This is a genomic window from Massilia sp. HP4 (genome assembly GCF_005222695.1).
Classification (GTDB): domain Bacteria; phylum Pseudomonadota; class Gammaproteobacteria; order Burkholderiales; family Burkholderiaceae_D; genus Telluria.
Window position 1 is genome coordinate 231,840 of the sequence record NZ_STGG01000057.1, and the last position, 17,609, is coordinate 249,448.

Consider the following 17,609-nt stretch of genomic DNA (forward strand, 5'->3'; position numbering starts at 1 on the left):
GTCTACTTCGAGCACGACCCATGACCATCTCGTTTTCTTCTTCCTCCCGGCTGGCGGCTGGCCTGCTGTGCCTGGCATGCCTGGCTTCTGCGGGCAGCGCCGCCGCCTGCGAGCGGCGCTATCCCGAGTCCAACAAGGACGACCGCACCCGCCACGTCGCCCTGTCGGCGCGCTGGCCGGACGCCCAGATCCTGCAGAACCTGCGGCTGCAGATCGACCGCGCCGAGGTCAAGCAGGCCGAGGGCAAGGACACGCTCAAGACGGAGTACGGTTATTTCGGGCGCACCGTCACGATCACGCGCTCGGCCAAGGATGGGGTCGAGGTGCAGTTGCTGGAAAAAGGCAGGGACAAGCTGGTGTGGAAGCTGGGGAGTTGCTGAGCTAACCGGGCGCCGTGTCGTCGTGCTTGACGATCGGATCCTCGGTCCCGGTCCATTCGCTCATCAGCGAGTAGCCGACCGCCAGCAGCACCGGCCCGATGAACATGCCCACGAAGCCGAAGGCGATCACGCCACCGAGCACCCCGAGCAGGGTCAGCAGGAATGGCAGGCTGCTGCCGCGGCTGATCAGCATCGGCCGCACGACGTTGTCGACGCCGCTGATCAGGACCGTGCCCCAGATCGCCATGAAGATCGCCCAGCCCGTCTCGCCATGGGCGAACAGCCAGACCGTGGCGCCGCCCCACACCAGCGGCGGGCCGAGCGGGATCAGGGACGTCAGGAACACCAGCACCGACAATAGCGGCACCGCCGGCACGCCGGCGATGGCGAAGCCGACCGCCGCCACCAGCGCCTGGGCCAGCGCCGTGCCCAGCAAGCCGTACATCACGCCGCGCACGGTCTGGCTGACCGTGTGCTGGATCGATTCGGCGCCCTCGCCCATCACCTTGCGCATGGTCACCGCGATCACCGCCAGCAGCGCATTACCGTCGCGGTACAGGAAGAAGCTGACAAAGGCCGCCAGGCTCATCTGCACGACGCCGGTGCCGAGCATGATGCCGCCCGCCACCAGCCAGCGCCGCGCCGGCTCCAGCATGCGCTGGGCCAGGGCCAGCATCTGCTCGCGGCTGGCGATCAGGTCGTGCAGATAGGTTTCCAGGGTCGCGCCGACCAGCGGGATCTGGACGATCCAGGCCGGCGGCGCCAACTCGCGGTGCTCGATCAGTACCCGCACCTGGCCGAAGCCGCGCGCGACGTCGTCGGCCAGGTTGTAGGCCACCATCGACAGCGGGATGACGAACAGCAGGGTCAGCGTGAGCGTCATCGTCAGCGCCGCGATCGTGCGCTGGCCATGCAGTGCCTGCAACAGCCGCAGGTACAGCGGCCAGGTCGAAATGGCGACCGCGGCGGCGAACAGGATCGCCGGCAGGAAGGGACGCAGGACATAGAGGCAGCCCAGCGTCAGCAGGACGACGATGGCGATGCGGGTGTAGTTTCGTCCGGGTCGCGCTTCCATGCCGTCCTGGTATGAGTGGTGTTTACACCATCATAGCAGTTGGCGCAGGTCGTGGGCGATCAGTGCCGGGCCCTGGCCGTGGCGCACGAACAGGCGCAGGTGACCCGCTTTGTCGAACACGAAGCTGCCGGCCGTGTGGTCCACCGTGTAGCTGGCAGGATCGGAGCCCGGCGCCTTGGCGTAGAACACCTTGAACTCCTTGGCCACCTTCGCGGTCGCGGCAGCGTCGCCATACAAGCCGACGAAGCGCTTGTCGAAGGCCGGCACGTAGTGCGACAGCAGTTCCTGCGTATCGCGTTCGGGGTCGACCGTGATGAACAGCACCTGCACGTCGTCGCTCGACGGGCCCAGTTCAGTCATCACGGTGGCCATCTCGGACATCGTGGTCGGGCACACGTCGGGGCACTGGGTATAGCCGAAGAAGATCACCACCACCTTGCCCTTGTAATCGGCCAGGGTGCGCGGCTTGCCGGTGTGGTCGGTCAGCGAAAAACCCTTGGCGTAGTCGACGCCGGTGACGTCGGTGTTGTGGAAGGCCGGCGGCTTCTCGCCGATCTTGTCGCAGCCGCTTGCCAGCAGCGCGACGGCCGTGAATCCCAGTACGCCCAAAAGTTTTTTCATGTCAGAACCTGAAGTAATGGTCGACCAACAAGGCCGCGAACAGCAGCGACAGGTAGACGATCGACCAGGTAAAGGTCTTGCGCGCCAGCAGGTCGCTGTAGTTGCGGTGGATACGCCAGGCGTGGCGCAGGAAGATGGCGTTGAGCGGAATCGCCGCCGCCAGGTAGATCAGGCCGCTCATGCCGACCGCGAACGGCAGCAAGGTGGTCGCGGCCAGGCCGATCGTGTACAGCCACACTTGCAGGCCGGTGAACTTCATGCCATGGGTGATCGGCAGCATCGGCAGGCCCGAGCGGGCGTAGTCGTCGCGGCGGTACATGGCCAGCACCCAGAAATGCGGCGGGGTCCACATGAAGATGATCAGGACCAGCAGCCAGGCTTCCATCGGCACCTCGTTGGCCACCGCGGCCCAGCCCAGCGCCGGCGGCATCGCGCCCGACAGGCCGCCGATCACGATGTTCTGCGAGGTGTTCGGCTTGAGCAGCAAGGTATAGATGAAGGCATAGCCGACGAAGGTGACGAAGGTCAGCCACATGGTCAGCGGATTGACGAAGGCGTACAGGATATACATGCCCAGGCCGCCGAGCAGGAGCGAGAAGGTGATCGTCTGCGACTGGCTCAGTTCGCCCGAAGCGGTGGCGCGGCGCGCGGTGCGCGCCATGCGTGCGTCGATCCCGGCCTCGACCAGGCAGTTCACCGCGAACGCGGCGGCGGCCAGCAGCCAGATGCCGACCGTGCCGGCGACCAGGGTCTGCCACCCTGGGAAGCCGTCAGTGGCGAGGAACATCCCGATCACGGCGCAGAACACCGCCAGCTGCGTCACGCGCGGCTTGGTCAGGGTCCAGTACTGCGAGAACCGGCTCGGGGTTTTATGGATGGCTGTCTGGGTCGTCATCTGGGGCTATTGCGGGCGTGGCGACGCTTCGGCGACTTCTGGCGCCGGGGCAGCGCGGGCCGCGTCGAGTTGGAACTTCACCCGGTAGTTTAGCATGGTCACCAGGATGACAAGCAGCGCCGCCCCGGCGTTATGCATCACGGCGATCGCCAGCGGGAAGTCGAAATACACGGTGGCGATGCCGGTCAACAGCTGCACGACCATCACCGCCAGCAGCCGGCGCGCGGTCTTGCCGACTTCGGGCAGGCGCCAGGCGCGCCACGCCGCCAGGCCCAGCACCAGCACCACCGCCAGCGCGAAGGCCCGGTGTACCCAGTGGATCGCCACCAGGGCCGAGAACGGCAGGTAATGGCCTTCCTTCGTCATGCCCAGCTCGCGCCACAAATGGAAGCCATGCTCGAAGTCCAGTTCCGGCACCAGCGCCCCCTGGCACAGCGGGAAGGTGTCGCAGGCCATGGTGGCGTAGTTAGTGCTCACCCACCCGCCGAGCGCGATCTGCACGGTGAGCACCACCGCCGCCAGCAGCGACAGGATGCGCAGGCCGCGCAGGCGGCGCACCGGATCGCGCACTTGTCCCAGGTGGCGTGCCAGCAGCGGCGGTTTCAACAGATAGTCTTCGCGGCAACCCATCCAGACCAGCATCGCCAGCAGCATCATGCCCAGCAACAGGTGGATGGTGACGATCACCGGTTGCAGCTTGAGCGTGACGGTCCAGGCGCCGAAGGCGCCCTGCACCAGCACCGACGCCAGCAGCGCCAGCGGCATGGCTGGCTTGAACACCTCGTTATGGGTCCGGCGCCATTGCTTGACCGACGTGAACAGCAGGGCCAGGATCAGGGCGCCGATGCCCATCGCCAGGTAGCGGTGGATCATCTCGATCCAGGCTTTCGCCACCGTCACCGGGCCGGTCGGCATCGCGGCTTCGGCGGCGGCAATGTGTTCGTGGGCCAGGAAGGGATTGGCTTCGCCATAGCAGCCCGGCCAGTCCGGGCAGCCCAGGCCCGAATCGGTCAGGCGGGTAAAGCCGCCGAACACGATCAGGTCGAAGGTGAGAAAGACCATCACCCACACCAGCTTGCGGTATTTATTGGGGTCGGCCGACATCCAGACAATGGACAGCGGCAGGCTGGCGACCAGCACGCCCATCAGGAGCAGGTGAAGCAGTGAAGACAGATCCATGCGATGCTTTTTCTATTACCTATAACTTGACGCTTCAGCCGATGGCCGAGGCCTTGAGCAGCTTGGCGATGTCCTTGTAGACGCGGCCCGGTTCCGGCTGGTACGGGAAGCGCATCATGAGGTTGCCGAGCGGGTCGATCAGGTAGATGTGGTCACTCGCTTGACGGCCCGCTTCGACCGGCAGCCATTGCGCCACCGTGGCGGCGGGCGCGCGCAGCAGTTCCATGCCGTCGTACTCGCGCATCAGCACCGTATCGAGCGGCTCATTGTCGGTGATCAGCCAGACGCGTTCCATGCGATCCATATTCTTGCCCTGCATGGTGCGCCACTGGCGCATGGCGTACAGCTGGCGCCCGCACTCTTCGTCGCAGGCGCCGCCGCCCACGCGCACCATGATCCACTTGCCCTTCAGGTCGGCCAGGGTGCGCGGCTTGCCGTCGAGGGTGGTGGTGGTCATCTCGGGGATCGGCAGGGTGCGCGCGTCGAGGATGGTGCTGTAATTGGTGCGGCCGTCCGGCTTGACGATATAGAACGTGATGTACGAGACAATGATCGGCGCCGCGCACACCAGCAGCAGCACCAGCAGTTTCAGGCGGCCGCGGCGGCGCGCGGCGTTCGGTTCAGCGATTTGTTCTTGAGCCACGTCGAAATCCCGTAATCACATAAAAAAGAAGGGCCAGCGCCGCCAGTGCATACCACTGGAAGGCGTAGCCACGGTGTTTGTCGATGCCCGCATCCGGCGCCGGCCAGTCGCGGGCCAGCGCGTCGCGCCGGCCGGCGGCCTGCGTCTGCTGCACCAGGAAGGGCTGCATCTTGAGGCCGCTGGCCCGGGCGAGCGCCTCCGGCGTCAGGTTCTGGACCAGGGCGCCGGGCGCCAGCGGCGGCCCTTCTCCCAGGTCCATCACTTTCCCGGCGCTCGCGACGATCCGGCCCTTGAGCATCAGTGGACCGGCGGGCGTGGCGTAGGCAGGCAGCTTGCCGTATTCGGCGCCGGCAGGCCGGGGCAGCCAGCCACGCAACACGAGTACATGCGTGTCCGAACCCGCTATTTTAAACGGCATTGCGAGATAGAACCCGGACTGCGCCCTGGACTGGATCGTCATCGGCCGATTGGCGAGAAAGACCGGCCAGTCGCCGACGAATTCGCCCTGCAGGCGCACGCTGCGGAATTCGTCGTCCGGCCCGAGCCGGGTGGATGGCGTGAGCTCGAGCGTCGGCTCGGCGGCGCGCGCCTGCTGGCGCGCCTGCAGCTCGGTTTTATAGGCGGCCCGGCCCTGTTGCCAGTTGCCGAGCAAGATGCCGACGATGGCCACGACGACCGCCGCGGCGAAGGCGATGGGGCGAAAACGAAAGCCGAACCGCATTACAATAAAGCCTCAACCTTTCGCAGGTCCACCATGAAAATCTTCGTCGCCATCGCCTTCGTCCTGATCCTGGCCAGCCTGGGGTCGGCCCTGTTCTTCCTGATGCGCGACAAGGGGCGCAGCAACCGCACCGTCAATGCGCTGGCGATGCGGGTCGGCCTGTCGATCGTGTTGTTCCTGTGCCTGCTGGCGGCGCACCAGATGGGGTGGATTGCGCCGACCGGCCTGCGCTGAACCTTACAGCCAATACACGACCACGTACAGCCCCAGCCACACCACGTCGACGAAGTGCCAGTACCAGGCTGCGCCTTCGAAGCCGAAGTGGTTATCGGCCGTGAAATGCCCCTTGAGCACGCGGTACAGGATCACCGCCAGCATGATCGCCCCCATGGTCACATGGAAGCCGTGGAAGCCGGTCAGCATGAAGAAGGTCGAGCCGTAGATGCCCGAGGTCATCTTCAGGTTCAGGTCGCGGTAGGCGTGGATGTATTCGTAGACCTGGAAGCCCATGAAGACCGCGCCCAGCAGGATGGTGGCGGCCAGCCAGATCGCGGTCTTGTTGCGGTGGCCGGCGCGCAGCGCGTGATGGGAAATCGTGAGCGTGACGCCCGAGAGCAGCAGCAGCGCGGTATTGATGGTCGGGATCGGGAACGGGCCCATGGTGCGGAAGCCATCGACGATCTCGGCCGGCCCGGTATTGCCCCACTGCGCCGAGAAGTCGGGCCACAGGATCTGATGGTCGAGGTCGGCCAGCCAGGGCATCGAGATCGCCCGCGCATAGAACAGCGCGCCGAAGAAGGCGCCGAAGAACATCACCTCTGAGAAGATGAACCAGCTCATCGACCAGCGGTAGGACAGGTCGATGCGCTTGCCATACAGGCCGGATTCGGATTCGCGGATCGCGTCGCCGAACCAGAAACACAACACCACCAGCATGGCCGCGATGCCGGCCAGGCAGACGGCCGGTGCCCACGACATGCTGTTGACCCAGCCGGACGCGCCGGTCATCGTCACCAGCATCGAGATGCCGGCCAGCAGCGGCCAGCGCGATGGACCGGGGACGAAATAATAAGGCGCAGCGTGCGACGAACCCACTGGTGACGAACTCATCTTTATCTCCTCGACCTTCTGATTATTTGAGTATTCCTTGGTACTTTACTGCGACACCGCGAACCGCACCGCCAGCATGATCAGCCCGATGAAGATCACGACCCCGATCAAGCCGGCGATGACCACGTGCACCGGGTTCAGGTTGGCGGCATCGCTCTCGTAATCCTTGCGCTTGCGCACGCCAAAGAAAGACCAGAACACGGCCTTCATGGTGGCGAGAAAATTCGCCTTGCGCTGGTGCGGCTTATCCGTTTCCATTTCCCGCTTTCGGCGCGGCCGCCGCCTTGAACGCGCCGCCGATCTCGAAGAAGGTATACGACAGCGTGATGTTCTTCACTTCGCGCGGCAATTTGGGGTCGATGAAGAACACGACCGGCATCTGGCGCGCCTCGTTCGCCGCCAGCGTCTGCTCCTGGAAGCAGAAGCACTCCACCTTCATGAAGTGCGGCGTGGCCGACTGCGGCGCATAGCTCGGAATCGCCTGCGCCTTGACCGCCCTGCCCTGGGTGTTGACCACCTCGTACATGACGGTGGCCAGCTCGCCCGGGTGCACGTCGATGCTGCGGGTGGTCGGGCGGAAGCGCCATGGCCCCTGCGAATTGCCGTCCAGCTCGATGGTGATGGTGCGCGAGGTGTCGACCTGGGTATTGGTCGGCGCCGCGACGAACTCGCCCTTCTGGGTCAGCACATTAATGCCGAGCACCTCGCAGACCTGGCGGTACACCGGTATCAGCGCATAACCGAACCCGAACATCCCGATCGCCACCAGCACCAGCTTGCCGAGCGTGGTGCGGTTCAGGCGTAGCAGCTTGCTGTTCATGCCTGCCTCCCGGGTCAGCTGAGCAGCGTGAACTTGACGAACACGCTGACGAAGAAGAACAGCGCCAGGCCGCCCACCCACAAGGCGGTCCTGAGATTACTGGGTTTGCGGGCGCTCATCATTTCACCAGCGGTGGGTTCTCGAAGGTGTGGAACGGCGCCGGACTCGGCACGGTCCATTCCAGGCCTTCCGCGCCTTCCCATGGTTTCGCCGGCGCCTTGGCGCCGCCGCGGATGGTTGGCAGCACCACCGCGAACAGGAAGTACACCTGGCTGAAACCGAAGCCGAAGGCGCCGATCGACACGATCATATTGAAGTCGGTGAACTGCACCGCGTAGTCGGCATAGCGGCGCGGCATGCCGGCCAGGCCCAGGAAGTGCATCGGGAAGAAGGTGATGTTGAAGGTAATGAGCGACAGCCAGAAGTGGATCTTGCCGCGCGTTTCGGGATACATATGGCCGGTCCACTTCGGCGCCCAGTAATAGAAGCCGGCGAACAGCGCGAACAGCGAGCCGGCCACCAGCACGTAGTGGAAGTGGGCCACCACGTAATAGGTGTCGTGGACCTGGATGTCGATCGGGGTCACCGCCAAGATCAGGCCGGTAAAGCCGCCCATGGTGAACACGAAGATGAAGCCGACCGAGAACAGCATCGGGGTCTCGAAGGTCATCGAGCCCTTCCACATGGTGGCGACCCAGTTGAACACCTTCACGCCGGTCGGCACCGAGATCAGCATGGTGGCGTACATGAAGAACAGCTGCGAGGTCACCGGCATGCCGGTGGTGAACATGTGGTGGGCCCAGACCACGAACGACAGGATCGCGATCGAGGCGGTCGCGTATACCATCGAGGCGTAGCCGAACAGCGGTTTGCGGGCGAAGGCCGGGATGATCTGCGAGACGATGCCGAAGGCCGGCAAGATCATGATGTAGACCTCGGGGTGGCCGAAGAACCAGAAGATGTGCTGGTACATGACCGGGTCGCCGCCGCCGGCGGCATTGAAGAACGAGGTGCCGAAGTGGCGGTCGGTCAGGGTCATGGTGATGGCCCCGGCCAGCACCGGCATCACGGCGATCAAGAGGTAGGCGGTGATCAGCCAGGTCCAGCAGAACATCGGCATCTTCATGAGGGTCATGCCCGGCGCGCGCATGTTCAGGATGGTGACGATGATGTTGATCGAGCCCATGATCGACGAGGCGCCCATGATGTGCATGGCAAAGATCGCCATGTCCATGCCGATGCCCATCTGGGTCGACAGCGGCGCATACAGCGTCCAGCCGGCGGCGGTGGCGCCGCCCGGCACCAGGAAGGAACCGGCCAGCAGCAGCGCGGCCGGCGGCAGCAGCCAGAACGAGAAGTTGTTCATGCGCGCGAACGCCATGTCGGATGCGCCGACCTGCAGCGGCAGCATCCAGTTGGCGAAGCCGACGAAGGCCGGCATGATCGCGCCGAACACCATCACCAGGCCGTGCATGGTGGTGAGCTGGTTGAAGAATTCGGGACGCACGTATTGCAGGCCGGGCTGGAACAGCTCGGCACGGATCATCAGCGCCAGGACGCCGCCCGAGAGCAGCATGATGAACGAGAACCACAGATACAGGCTGCCGATGTCCTTGTGGTTGGTGGCGAACAGCCAGCGGCGCCAGCCGTGCGGATGGTCGTGGTGGTCGTGGTCGTGCGCGTGATCGCCGTGGCCGTGGTCGTGGTCTTGTGCTGGATCGAGAGTCGTGGTGCTCATGTCGTTACCCCTGCATTATTTGCGTGCGGCCAGGACTTCGGCCGGTTGAACGATATTTTCCGCAGCCTTGTTCGACCAGGAATTACGCGTATAGGTGATCACGGCAGCGATCTCGGTATCGGACAACTGTTTCCACGCCGGCATCTCGGTCGGGAACCTGCCGGTCTTCTGGCCGTTGAGCAGGATGTCGATCTGGTGCGCCTTGTCGCCCAGCACGTTCGGGGAGCCGTCCAGCGCCGCGAAGGCGGCCGGCACGCCCTTGCCGTTGGCCTGGTGGCAGGCCACGCAGTTGGCGGCGTAGACCTGCTCGCCGCGGGTCTTGAGTTCGTCGATGGTCCAGGTCTTGGTCGGATCGTCGGCCAGGGCCGCCATTTCCTTCTGCTTGCCCTCGACCCAGGCGGTGTACTCGGCATCGGTCACGACGCGCACCACGATCGGCATGAAGGCGTGGTCCTTGCCGCACAGTTCGACGCAGTTGCCGCGGTAAACGCCGGTCTTCTCGGCGCGGAACCAGCCGTCGCGCACGAAGCCGGGAATGGCGTCCTGCTTGATCGCGAACGCGGGAATCGTCCAGGCGTGGATCACGTCGTTGGCGGTGAACACCATGCGGATCTTCTTGTTGACCGGGACCACCATCTCGTTATCGACTTCGAGCAGGTAGTTCTCGGTGCGCGCCTCGGTAGGCTTCACGCCCGGCTCGCCGATCTGGGAGCGCGGGGTGGACAGGTTCGACAGGAAGGAAATGCCTTCGCCCTCGCCCTTCAGGTAATCGTAGCCCCACTTCCACTGCATGCCGGTGGCCTTGATGGTGAGGTCGGCGTTGGAAGTGTCCTTCAACGCGACCACGGTCTTGGTGGCCGGCAGCGCCATGCCGATGACGATCAGGAACGGCACCACCGTCCAGGCGATTTCGACGGCGGTGGATTCGTGGAAGGTGGCCGCTTTGTGGCCCAGGGATTTGCGGTGCTTGAACACCGAGTAGAACATGACGCCGAACACGGCGACGAAGATCACCAGGCAGACAATCATCATCCAGGTGTGCAGGGAATAGATGTCGGCGCCGACCTGTGTGACGGGGGCCTGCATATTGAGCTGGTGCTCGAGAGGCCGGCCTGTGATCGGCTGCTGCTGCGCCCACACCGGCACGGCGGCAGTTACTGCGAGTACGGCAAAGCCGGACAGCACGGCCTTCAGTCGCGTTGCATATGTCATGTATGTCCCCAACCACCCAAAAAATAAGAATATTTTTAACGGGCCAGCAATTCCGTGAACGAACCGCTGCCGCTCCGTACTGGTCACAGAGGGCTTGCCGGGTCGTCCCGCGTAATTGCGCTGCGGAATGGTGGGAAACCATCTCGCCCGCCTGGCAATACGTTGCTGCCAGGATCTGGGCGACTCTGCGACTGCTGCAATTCTTTTTTCTACTTTTCGCCCGAATTTGCCGCTTTTTTAAGCGTTTCTATTGGCCGGACGAAAAAAATAGCAATTGATTATATCTAAAGCACTAATTTTTATTCAAGGAAAATCGGTCGCATTGGCAACATGGCTATCCAGAATGGGTAATCACGGCTTGCGCGGCTGGAAACGCACGATGGATTCGCCCGATGCCGTGGTGCGCGGCGCCGGCCGGAAGGCGTGGCCGTAGATGACTTCGAAGGTCAGCCCGAGCTTGCCGTCCGGGCGGCGCTGCTCCTCGAAGGCATCGAGCACGCGGCGCCAGGCCGCGCGTCCGACCAGGCCGCGCCTGCGCGATTCGAGCGGATTGCCGCCCAGTGCCTGCACGTCGAGCAGCAACGCCTGCGGCGTGTCATAGGTGACGGTGATGCGTTCCATGTCCATCACCGGCGTCGAAAAGCCGGCTTCGACCAGCTGGTCGCCGAAATCGTGCATGTCGACGAAGGGCAAGGTGTGCGGGTGCGTGTCGAGCGCGGCGAAGGCGCTGCGCACTTCGGTGAAGGTATCCGGGCCGAAGCAGGAAAACATCAGCAGCCCCTCGACCCGCAGCACGCGGCGCCATTCGGCGAACACGCGGTCGGGCAGCGGATGCCAGTGCAGCGCCAGGTTCGACCACAGCAGGTCGAGCGAATTGGGCCCGAACGGCAGGTTGCCATAGTCGCCGCACAGCACGTCGACACCGGCCTTGGCCGGCATCAGGCGGGTAAGTAGTTGATTGAATGCGCCCCCCTGCGATGCCGGCCCCCTGGCCTCGCGCGCCATCGCCCCGGCCCCGTCCAGGCCCAGGATCTGGGCCGCCGGATAGGTTTTCTGCAACAGCGCCAGGTCGGCGCCGGCGCCGCATCCCGCGTCCAGCACCTGCTTGGGAACGATTTTCACCAGGCTCAGTCGCTCGTGCATGCGCTCGGCGATCTCGCGCCGCAAAAAATTCGACGGGGCGATGCGTTCGGGATGCGCGAACAGCTCGCGCACGCGGGACAGGTCGATCGGGGCGCTCAGCCTGGACGGGGATTGAGGAGAAGCCATGGGATGCAATGCAAGATGAGATAATGTTGGCAGTTTAACCGGTTGTGGGAAGTCGAGCCGATGCTGGACCTTCGCGCCCTGCCTGGGCGCCTGCTGCGTGCCATGCTGCCGTCCGCCTGCGCCCTGTGTGGTGCCGATGCCGACGCGGCGGTGTGCGCCGCCTGCGAGCAAGCCTATGTCCTGCCAATTGCGCGCTGCCCGTGCTGCGCCAATCCGGCCGGCACGCTCGACCAGGGCCGGCATTGCGGCGCCTGCCTGGCAGCGCAGCCCGCCTTCGACGCCACCCTGGCCGCCTGCGACTATGCCGCGCCGCTCGACAGCGTGGTGCTGCAGCTCAAGTTCGGGGCCCAGCTGGCGCTGGCGCCGTGGATGGCGCGGGTGCTGTACGACGCCATCGTGCGCTCCGGCATCGCGCTGCCCGAGGTGCTGTGCCCGGTGCCGCTGGGCCCGGCACGGCTGGTCGAGCGCGGCTACAACCAGGCGCTCGAGGTGGCGCGGCCGCTGACCCGTGCGCTGCGCCTGCCGGTCGCGCCGCAACTGTTGCGGCGGCTGCGCGACACCACGGCGCAGTCGGGTACCGCACCGGGCGAGCGCAAGAAGAATGTGCGCGGGGCGTTCGGGGTGGACGTCGCATTCGACCTGCGCGGGCGTCATGTGGGCGTGGTCGACGACGTCATGTCGAGCGGGCATACGCTGGACGAAGTCGCGGCCGTCCTGAAACGGGCCGGCGCCGCGCGCGTCACCAATATCGTGTTCGCGCGCACCCCGCCGCATGCATGACCAAATATTGAATACTGAGGAGAGGTACCTTGTTCCACGTCGTCCTGGTCGAACCAGAAATCCCGCCGAATACCGGCAATGTGATCCGCCTGTGCGCCAACGCCGGCGCCCAGTTGCACCTGATCGAGCCACTCGGCTTTCCGCTGGACGACGCCAAGATGCGCCGCGCCGGCCTGGACTACCACGAGTACGCCAATATGAAGGTGCACAAGGACTGGGACGCCTTCCTGGCGGATACGCAGCCCGATCCGGCGCGCATGTTCGCGCTCACCACGCATGGCTCGTCGCCGTTCGCCGATGCGCACTTCCAGCAGGGCGACGTGTTCGTCTTCGGACCGGAATCGCGCGGATTGGCGCCGGCGTTTCGCGAAACCTTCCCGGCGGCCCAGCGCATCCGCCTGCCGATGCGGCCAGATAACCGCAGCCTGAACCTGTCGAATACGGTGGCGATCGTGGTCTACGAGGCCTGGCGCCAGAACGGTTACCTGGGCGGGGCCTGAGTACCAGCAAGGCGGCTTGCTCTACACCGATTGTTCAATCGTTCTTGGCGGCGTTCGGCGCTTTTTTCGAATGCTTGGCTGACGGCTTGGCCTTCTTCGGCTTGGGGCGCGCCTTCGCCACCGCCTTGTCTGCTTCAACCAGGATCGCCAATATTGCATCCCTCATGCCCATCAATTTCTCTTCAAGCTCTTTCTCCGCGGCTGTGAGCGAAGGGCATTTCTCCTGGTAGCTTTCCAACAACTTGACAAGGTCATGACGCCGACTTTTCTCGACACGTAATGTCCCGTTCTTCCATCCCTTCTTTTGCTGGTAGCCAAGGATCCACTGCTTGAACGTGTCCTTTCCTTTCGATGAATTGCATTTTGCACAGCATGGGACGAGATTGTAGATACGATGGCCAAAACCGAATGGATTCGCCTTGCCGTCCTGTACCAGGTTGGTCAGATGATCCCATGTGGTAGGCGGATCGCCACAGTAGACGCAAGTCAGGTTGGCTTCATCCTGACCCAAAAAAGCCATCGCCTCCTTGATGGCATTTAGATCGTACTCATCATGGGGAAGCAGGGCAGCAACGAAGGCATTGGTCACGGTGCTGCTACGGCTTCCGACCTTGAACTGCTTTAACCACGCCTTCATATCGCTTGGCTGCAGTTTCTTCTCGGGCGCAGCGGGAAAAGAAATCAGCGCATCGATATCTTCGCCTCGCTCCGGATCGCCATACTTATCCGCCTGCTGGTCCAACGTGGCTTTGTTCTTCAAGTCATTCTCCAAAGAGAGATTCAACATGGTTGCAGATGCACACTCGCTGCAGGTAGGGCTAGCGACCCGACAAAAACATCATTCCCGCTCCGAACGCCAGCTCGCAAAAGCGTTCGCCGATCAGGCGGTGCGCCGCGCCATCCGGATGCAGCTCGTCGGGCAGCGGCAGGCGCGCGTTGTCGGACGCACCGTAGAGTTCGCTGCCATCGAGGTAATGGATATTGGCGTCAGCCTGCGCCCGCTGCCGGACGATCTGTTGCAACTGCTCGCGGATGACGCCGAGGGTCAGCTTGCCCTGCCGGCGTTCGGCCTCATTGCCCATCGCGCGGAATAGCAGCCGACCCTTTTTCAGCTCCTTACCATCGAACATGGTCGGGCCCGGCGTGGTCTCATGGATCGGGCACCAGGTCGGCGAAATCACCAGCAAGGGCGTGGTCGGATGCCCTTCACGGATCGTGTCGAGAAAACCGTGCACGGCCGGGCCAAAGGCACGCAGCCGCATCAGGTCGGTGTTGACGATATTGATCCCGAGCTTGAGGCTGATCATATCGGCCGGCTGGTCGCGGATCGTGCGCGCCGTGAACGGGTCCAACAATGCGTTGCCGCCAAAGCCAAGATTGAGCAGGTCGAGGCCGGCCAGTTGCGCCGCCACAACCGGCCAGATGCCGGTCGGGTTGGTCGCGTTTGAACCCTGGCTGATCGAACTGCCATGGTGCAGCCAGCGGCGCTTGCCCGAGCTTGCCGGCGGGGCGATCGGCGCGTCGGCATCGAGCGCCACCAGCTCGGTCGTCTCGTCATGCGGCAGCCAGATCTCGACCGTCTTGTCGCCCGGCGGCAGGCCGGCGAAGCGCAGGCGCTGGGTCTCGCCTGGCCGCACCTTGGCCGAACCAGACAGCATGTCGATGTCCATGACCTTGCCGCCCGGCGCGCTTGCCTGCTGCACTAGCTGGCCGTCGACAAGCAGGTCATAGATGCCGTCGGGGCGCGGCGCCATATCGCCGTAGCGGCGCTTGGTCGGCAGCGCGGTCAGTTCGACCACCGTCGCCGCGGTGCGCAGCACCAGGCGCACGCCCGAAGGCTGGGCCTCGGCCAACGCCAGTTGCGCATCCGGGTACTGCGCACGCGCCCAGGCCGGCAAGCGGTGCGGCAACAGTCCTGCGTCGGTGCGCTCGATCTCGACGGCGCCATGGATCAGGTCGGGCGTCATCGGTAAATGAAAGGCCAGCGTCATGAAAGTGTTCCCCGGATGCGAAGAAGATCAAAATAGTATGCAGCGCTCATTATAAGGAACCCGGCCGTTGACAGCGGCGCTGCCGATGCGTAGCGTGGTCGTCCATTGCCATGCCCCGGGAGGGAGCAGCTTGCCTGGAACCTCGACGCTCTCGATGCCCGCCCGCCGCCGCCTGGCGCTGGCGCTCGCCTCGCTCGGCCTGCCCGCCCTGGCCCGCCAGCCGCTGGTGAACGACGCCAGCGGGCTCAATCCGGTAAGCGTCGACCGCATCCTGGCGCCGCGCACGGTGGATGAGATCGTGGCCGCGTTGCGCGCACACCCTGGCCCGGTCTCGATCGGCGGCGCCCGCTACAGCATGGGCGGCCAGATCGCCTCCGCCAAATCGCTGCACCTCGATATGCGCGGCTTCGATCGCGTACTGCGCTTCGTGCCCCGCGAGCGCAGCATCACCGTCCAGCCAGGCATTACCTGGCGCCGCATCCAGGCCGTCATCGACCCGCATGACCTGGCGCTGCAAATCATGCAGTCGTATGCCGACTTCAGCGTCGGCGGCTCGCTCGGCGTCAATGCGCACGGCCGCTACGTCGGGCAGGGGCCGCTGGTCTCGAGCGTGCAAGCGATCCGGCTGGTGCTGGCCGACGGCAGCCTGGTCGACGCCAGCCCCACCCGCAACAGCGAACTGTTCTATGGTGCGATCGGCGGCTATGGCGGCATCGGCGTGATCGTCGAGGCGACCTTGCGCCTGGCCGACAACACCCCGCTCGAGAGGCGTTCGCAGATCATGCCGCTGTCGGTCTACCGGCATTTCTTCGCCACGCGCATCGGTTCCGATCCGAACGCCATCATGCACAACGCCACCCTGTATCCCGACGATTACAGGCTGGTACGCGCGGTGACGTTTTCGCGCAGCCGCCGCGCGGTGACGCTGCCGAGCCGCCTCGCGGCGACCGGCGGCGACTACCGCACCGAGCGACTGCTGCGAGAAGTAGCCACGCAATGGAGCCTGGGCAAGGCAATGCGCCGGCGCATCTTCGAGCCGCTGTTCTACTCCCTGGATGCGGTCGAGTGGCGCAACCACCAGGCCGGCCTCGACATCCAGTCGCTCGCGCCGCTGGCCAGTGCCGGGTCGATCTATGCGCTGCAGGAGTATTTCGTGCCGGTCGACGCGATGGAGCGCTTTGCGGACGGGTTGCGCACCGTCCTGCGCCGCCATCGGGTCAACGTGATCAACGTCTCGATCCGCCATGCGCACAAGGATCCCGGCACCCTGCTGGCCTGGGCCCGCACCGACGTGTTCGCCTTCGTGCTGTACTACCACCAGCAGATTGCGCAGCGCGACCGGGACGCGGTGCGCGCCTGGACCCGCGAGCTGATCGATGCCGCGACGGTGCTGGGCGGCGCGTATTACCTGCCGTACCAGATTGTTGCGACCCCGGCGCAGTTCCATGCCGCCTATCCGGGCGCCGGGCGCTTCTTCGCGCTCAAGCGCCGGGTCGATCCGACAAACAGGTTCCGCAACAAGCTGTGGGACGCGTACTACACGCCTTGACCCCGGCGCGCCCCCGTCAGAAACTGTGGCGCAGGCCGGCCATCACGCCATTTTGCGCCATGCCCGGCGCCACCGTGCCGCCGGCGTCCAATGCCACCGCCGACGCGCCGTCGTTGTCCATCCGGCCGACCGAGGCATAGATCGCGGTGCGCTTCGACAAGGCATAGCTCAGGCGCGCCACATACAGGGTTACGTCGTCGTCGGACCGCCTGGCATTGCGCCGCGCGAATTGCGCATCGAGGGTGATGGCGCCGAATGGCTTGCTGGCGCCGATGAAAACCAGCAGGGATTCGGACAATCCGGTCGCGGCATCCGTTTCGCGATCCATCGCGCCGGCGCCGATCTTGACGTCGCCCAGCATCAGATGGCCATTGACCGTGGTGCGGATGTCGGTGTTGCCGCTGCCGGTCAAGCCGCCGCCGGCGCCGGTGTTCCCGTTCATGCGGTCGACGCTCGCATTCAGTCCCCAGGCCTTGCTTTCGTAGCCGAGCAGCGCGGTGTACTGGCGGCAGGCCTGCGAATTGCCGGGCACCTCGCCCGGACAGTTGGTCGCGGCCGGGCCACCGGTGGCGACGCCGTCACGCCCGACGCTGTAGGTGGCGCCAACCATGAAGCCATTGAAGTTGCCCAGGTAGCCGATCGCATTGTCGCTGCGGGCGTTCGGGATATACAGGTCGATGCTGCTGATCGAAAACAGCTGCGGTCCCATCACATCCGATTTCATCGACGAGATGAAGGTCATATTGACCTGGCGCCCGACGGTCAAGGTGCCCCAGGCGCCCTTCAGGCCGACGTTGGCGGCGCGGCCGAACACGCGGCCGCCCTGCCCCGACGCGCCGCTGTCCATCGAGATGCCGCCTTCGAGCACGAAGAAGGCCTGCAGGCCGTTGCCCAGGTCTTCGGTGCCGCGAAAGCCGATCCGAGAAGGCAGCGAGCCGGTCAGCGACGGCACCTTGGTGACGCCATTGCCTTCGGCGTCGGCATTGGTGATATGGGCCAGGCCGCTGTCGACCAGACCATAGACCTGGACCGAGGTCTGGGCCGATGCCGTGGACGCGGCAAGGCCGCACGCCAGCGCGAGCGCGCAGTGGATTGCTTTCATGATGTCTCCTGCTTGTTATGGGGT

The 17,609-nt window shown here is 64.7% G+C and carries 20 protein-coding genes; 5 read left to right on the top strand and 15 right to left on the bottom strand.

Annotated features, from left to right (window positions below; genetic code table 11):
- Positions 1 to 20 precede the first annotated feature (20 nt).
- The gene (locus E8M83_RS21815) at positions 21 to 380 is read left to right on the top strand and encodes a hypothetical protein (protein ID WP_137175445.1); all 360 of its coding nucleotides are present in this window, start codon (positions 21 to 23) and stop codon (positions 378 to 380) included.
- Between the two features lies 1 nt (position 381).
- Here the strand turns inward: E8M83_RS21815 and E8M83_RS21820 are convergent, their stop codons facing one another.
- From E8M83_RS21820 to E8M83_RS21845, 6 genes are read right to left on the bottom strand one after another with little or no spacing between them, the layout of a single operon-like run.
- Positions 382 to 1,455 (bottom strand): AI-2E family transporter, encoded by a 1,074-nt coding sequence (locus tag E8M83_RS21820; RefSeq protein WP_137175446.1) that lies wholly within the window; start codon positions 1,453 to 1,455, stop codon positions 382 to 384.
- 30 nt (positions 1,456 to 1,485) lie between these two features.
- Entirely contained in the window at positions 1,486 to 2,076 is a 591-nt protein-coding gene (locus tag E8M83_RS21825) for an SCO family protein (RefSeq protein ID WP_137175447.1), read from the bottom strand.
- Between the two features lies 1 nt (position 2,077).
- A complete protein-coding gene (cyoE, locus tag E8M83_RS21830) occupies positions 2,078 to 2,971 on the bottom strand; it encodes a heme o synthase (protein ID WP_137175448.1) in 894 nt (297 codons plus the stop codon).
- 6 nt (positions 2,972 to 2,977) lie between these two features.
- Positions 2,978 to 4,150 carry a heme A synthase gene (locus E8M83_RS21835; RefSeq protein ID WP_137175449.1) on the bottom strand — a complete coding sequence of 391 codons (1,173 nt, stop codon included), beginning with the start codon at positions 4,148 to 4,150 and terminating at the stop codon, positions 2,978 to 2,980.
- 34 nt (positions 4,151 to 4,184) lie between these two features.
- Positions 4,185 to 4,793 (bottom strand): cytochrome C oxidase subunit I, encoded by a 609-nt coding sequence (locus E8M83_RS21840; RefSeq protein WP_229491758.1) that lies wholly within the window; start codon positions 4,791 to 4,793, stop codon positions 4,185 to 4,187.
- Positions 4,771 to 5,514, bottom strand: coding sequence for an SURF1 family protein (locus E8M83_RS21845; RefSeq protein ID WP_137175450.1), 744 nt, complete (start codon positions 5,512 to 5,514; stop codon positions 4,771 to 4,773). The genes E8M83_RS21840 and E8M83_RS21845 overlap by 23 nt, the downstream gene beginning before the upstream one ends.
- A gap of 33 nt (positions 5,515 to 5,547) precedes the next feature.
- Between E8M83_RS21845 and E8M83_RS21850 the strand changes: the two genes are divergently transcribed.
- Positions 5,548 to 5,748, top strand: a complete 201-nt coding sequence (locus E8M83_RS21850) for a twin transmembrane helix small protein (protein WP_137175451.1) — start codon at positions 5,548 to 5,550, stop codon at positions 5,746 to 5,748.
- 3 nt (positions 5,749 to 5,751) lie between these two features.
- Here the strand turns inward: E8M83_RS21850 and E8M83_RS21855 are convergent, their stop codons facing one another.
- The 6 genes from E8M83_RS21855 to E8M83_RS21880 form a co-directional block, all read right to left on the bottom strand.
- Positions 5,752 to 6,624: a cytochrome c oxidase subunit 3 gene (locus E8M83_RS21855; RefSeq protein WP_137175452.1), complete on the bottom strand. Its 873-nt coding sequence runs from the start codon at positions 6,622 to 6,624 to the stop codon at positions 5,752 to 5,754.
- A 45-nt stretch (positions 6,625 to 6,669) separates the two neighbouring features.
- Complete coding sequence (locus E8M83_RS21860; RefSeq protein ID WP_137175453.1) at positions 6,670 to 6,882, bottom strand: DUF2970 domain-containing protein; 213 nt, start codon at positions 6,880 to 6,882, stop codon at positions 6,670 to 6,672.
- Positions 6,869 to 7,444 (bottom strand): cytochrome c oxidase assembly protein, encoded by a 576-nt coding sequence (locus E8M83_RS21865; RefSeq protein ID WP_137175454.1) that lies wholly within the window; start codon positions 7,442 to 7,444, stop codon positions 6,869 to 6,871. The genes E8M83_RS21860 and E8M83_RS21865 overlap by 14 nt, the downstream gene beginning before the upstream one ends.
- Positions 7,445 to 7,562: 118 nt before the next feature.
- Positions 7,563 to 9,182 carry a cytochrome c oxidase subunit I gene (ctaD, locus tag E8M83_RS21870; RefSeq protein WP_137175455.1) on the bottom strand — a complete coding sequence of 540 codons (1,620 nt, stop codon included), beginning with the start codon at positions 9,180 to 9,182 and terminating at the stop codon, positions 7,563 to 7,565.
- 15 nt (positions 9,183 to 9,197) lie between these two features.
- Entirely contained in the window at positions 9,198 to 10,394 is a 1,197-nt protein-coding gene (gene coxB / locus E8M83_RS21875; protein ID WP_137175456.1) for a cytochrome c oxidase subunit II, read from the bottom strand.
- A 351-nt stretch (positions 10,395 to 10,745) separates the two neighbouring features.
- Positions 10,746 to 11,663: a methyltransferase domain-containing protein gene (locus E8M83_RS21880; RefSeq protein ID WP_137175457.1), complete on the bottom strand. Its 918-nt coding sequence runs from the start codon at positions 11,661 to 11,663 to the stop codon at positions 10,746 to 10,748.
- Positions 11,664 to 11,723: 60 nt separating this feature from the next.
- On the opposite strand from E8M83_RS21880, the gene E8M83_RS21885 reads away from it, so the two are divergent.
- On the top strand, positions 11,724 to 12,443 hold the full coding sequence (locus E8M83_RS21885) for a ComF family protein (protein WP_137175458.1): 720 nt from the start codon (positions 11,724 to 11,726) through the stop codon (positions 12,441 to 12,443).
- A 29-nt stretch (positions 12,444 to 12,472) separates the two neighbouring features.
- Complete coding sequence (gene trmL, locus E8M83_RS21890; RefSeq protein WP_137175459.1) at positions 12,473 to 12,943, top strand: tRNA (uridine(34)/cytosine(34)/5-carboxymethylaminomethyluridine(34)-2'-O)-methyltransferase TrmL; 471 nt, start codon at positions 12,473 to 12,475, stop codon at positions 12,941 to 12,943.
- A gap of 34 nt (positions 12,944 to 12,977) precedes the next feature.
- On the opposite strand, the gene E8M83_RS21895 is transcribed toward trmL, so the two are convergent.
- Both E8M83_RS21895 and E8M83_RS21900 read right to left on the bottom strand, forming a co-directional pair.
- Positions 12,978 to 13,703, bottom strand: coding sequence for an HNH endonuclease (locus tag E8M83_RS21895; protein WP_137175460.1), 726 nt, complete (start codon positions 13,701 to 13,703; stop codon positions 12,978 to 12,980).
- 58 nt (positions 13,704 to 13,761) lie between these two features.
- Complete coding sequence (locus E8M83_RS21900) at positions 13,762 to 14,934, bottom strand: GDSL-type esterase/lipase family protein (protein ID WP_137175461.1); 1,173 nt, start codon at positions 14,932 to 14,934, stop codon at positions 13,762 to 13,764.
- Positions 14,935 to 15,088: 154 nt separating this feature from the next.
- On the opposite strand from E8M83_RS21900, the gene E8M83_RS21905 reads away from it, so the two are divergent.
- Positions 15,089 to 16,483: an FAD-binding oxidoreductase gene (locus E8M83_RS21905; RefSeq protein WP_137175462.1), complete on the top strand. Its 1,395-nt coding sequence runs from the start codon at positions 15,089 to 15,091 to the stop codon at positions 16,481 to 16,483.
- 16 nt (positions 16,484 to 16,499) lie between these two features.
- Here the strand turns inward: E8M83_RS21905 and E8M83_RS21910 are convergent, their stop codons facing one another.
- A complete protein-coding gene (locus E8M83_RS21910; protein ID WP_137175463.1) occupies positions 16,500 to 17,585 on the bottom strand; it encodes a porin in 1,086 nt (361 codons plus the stop codon).
- Positions 17,586 to 17,609 lie beyond the last annotated feature (24 nt).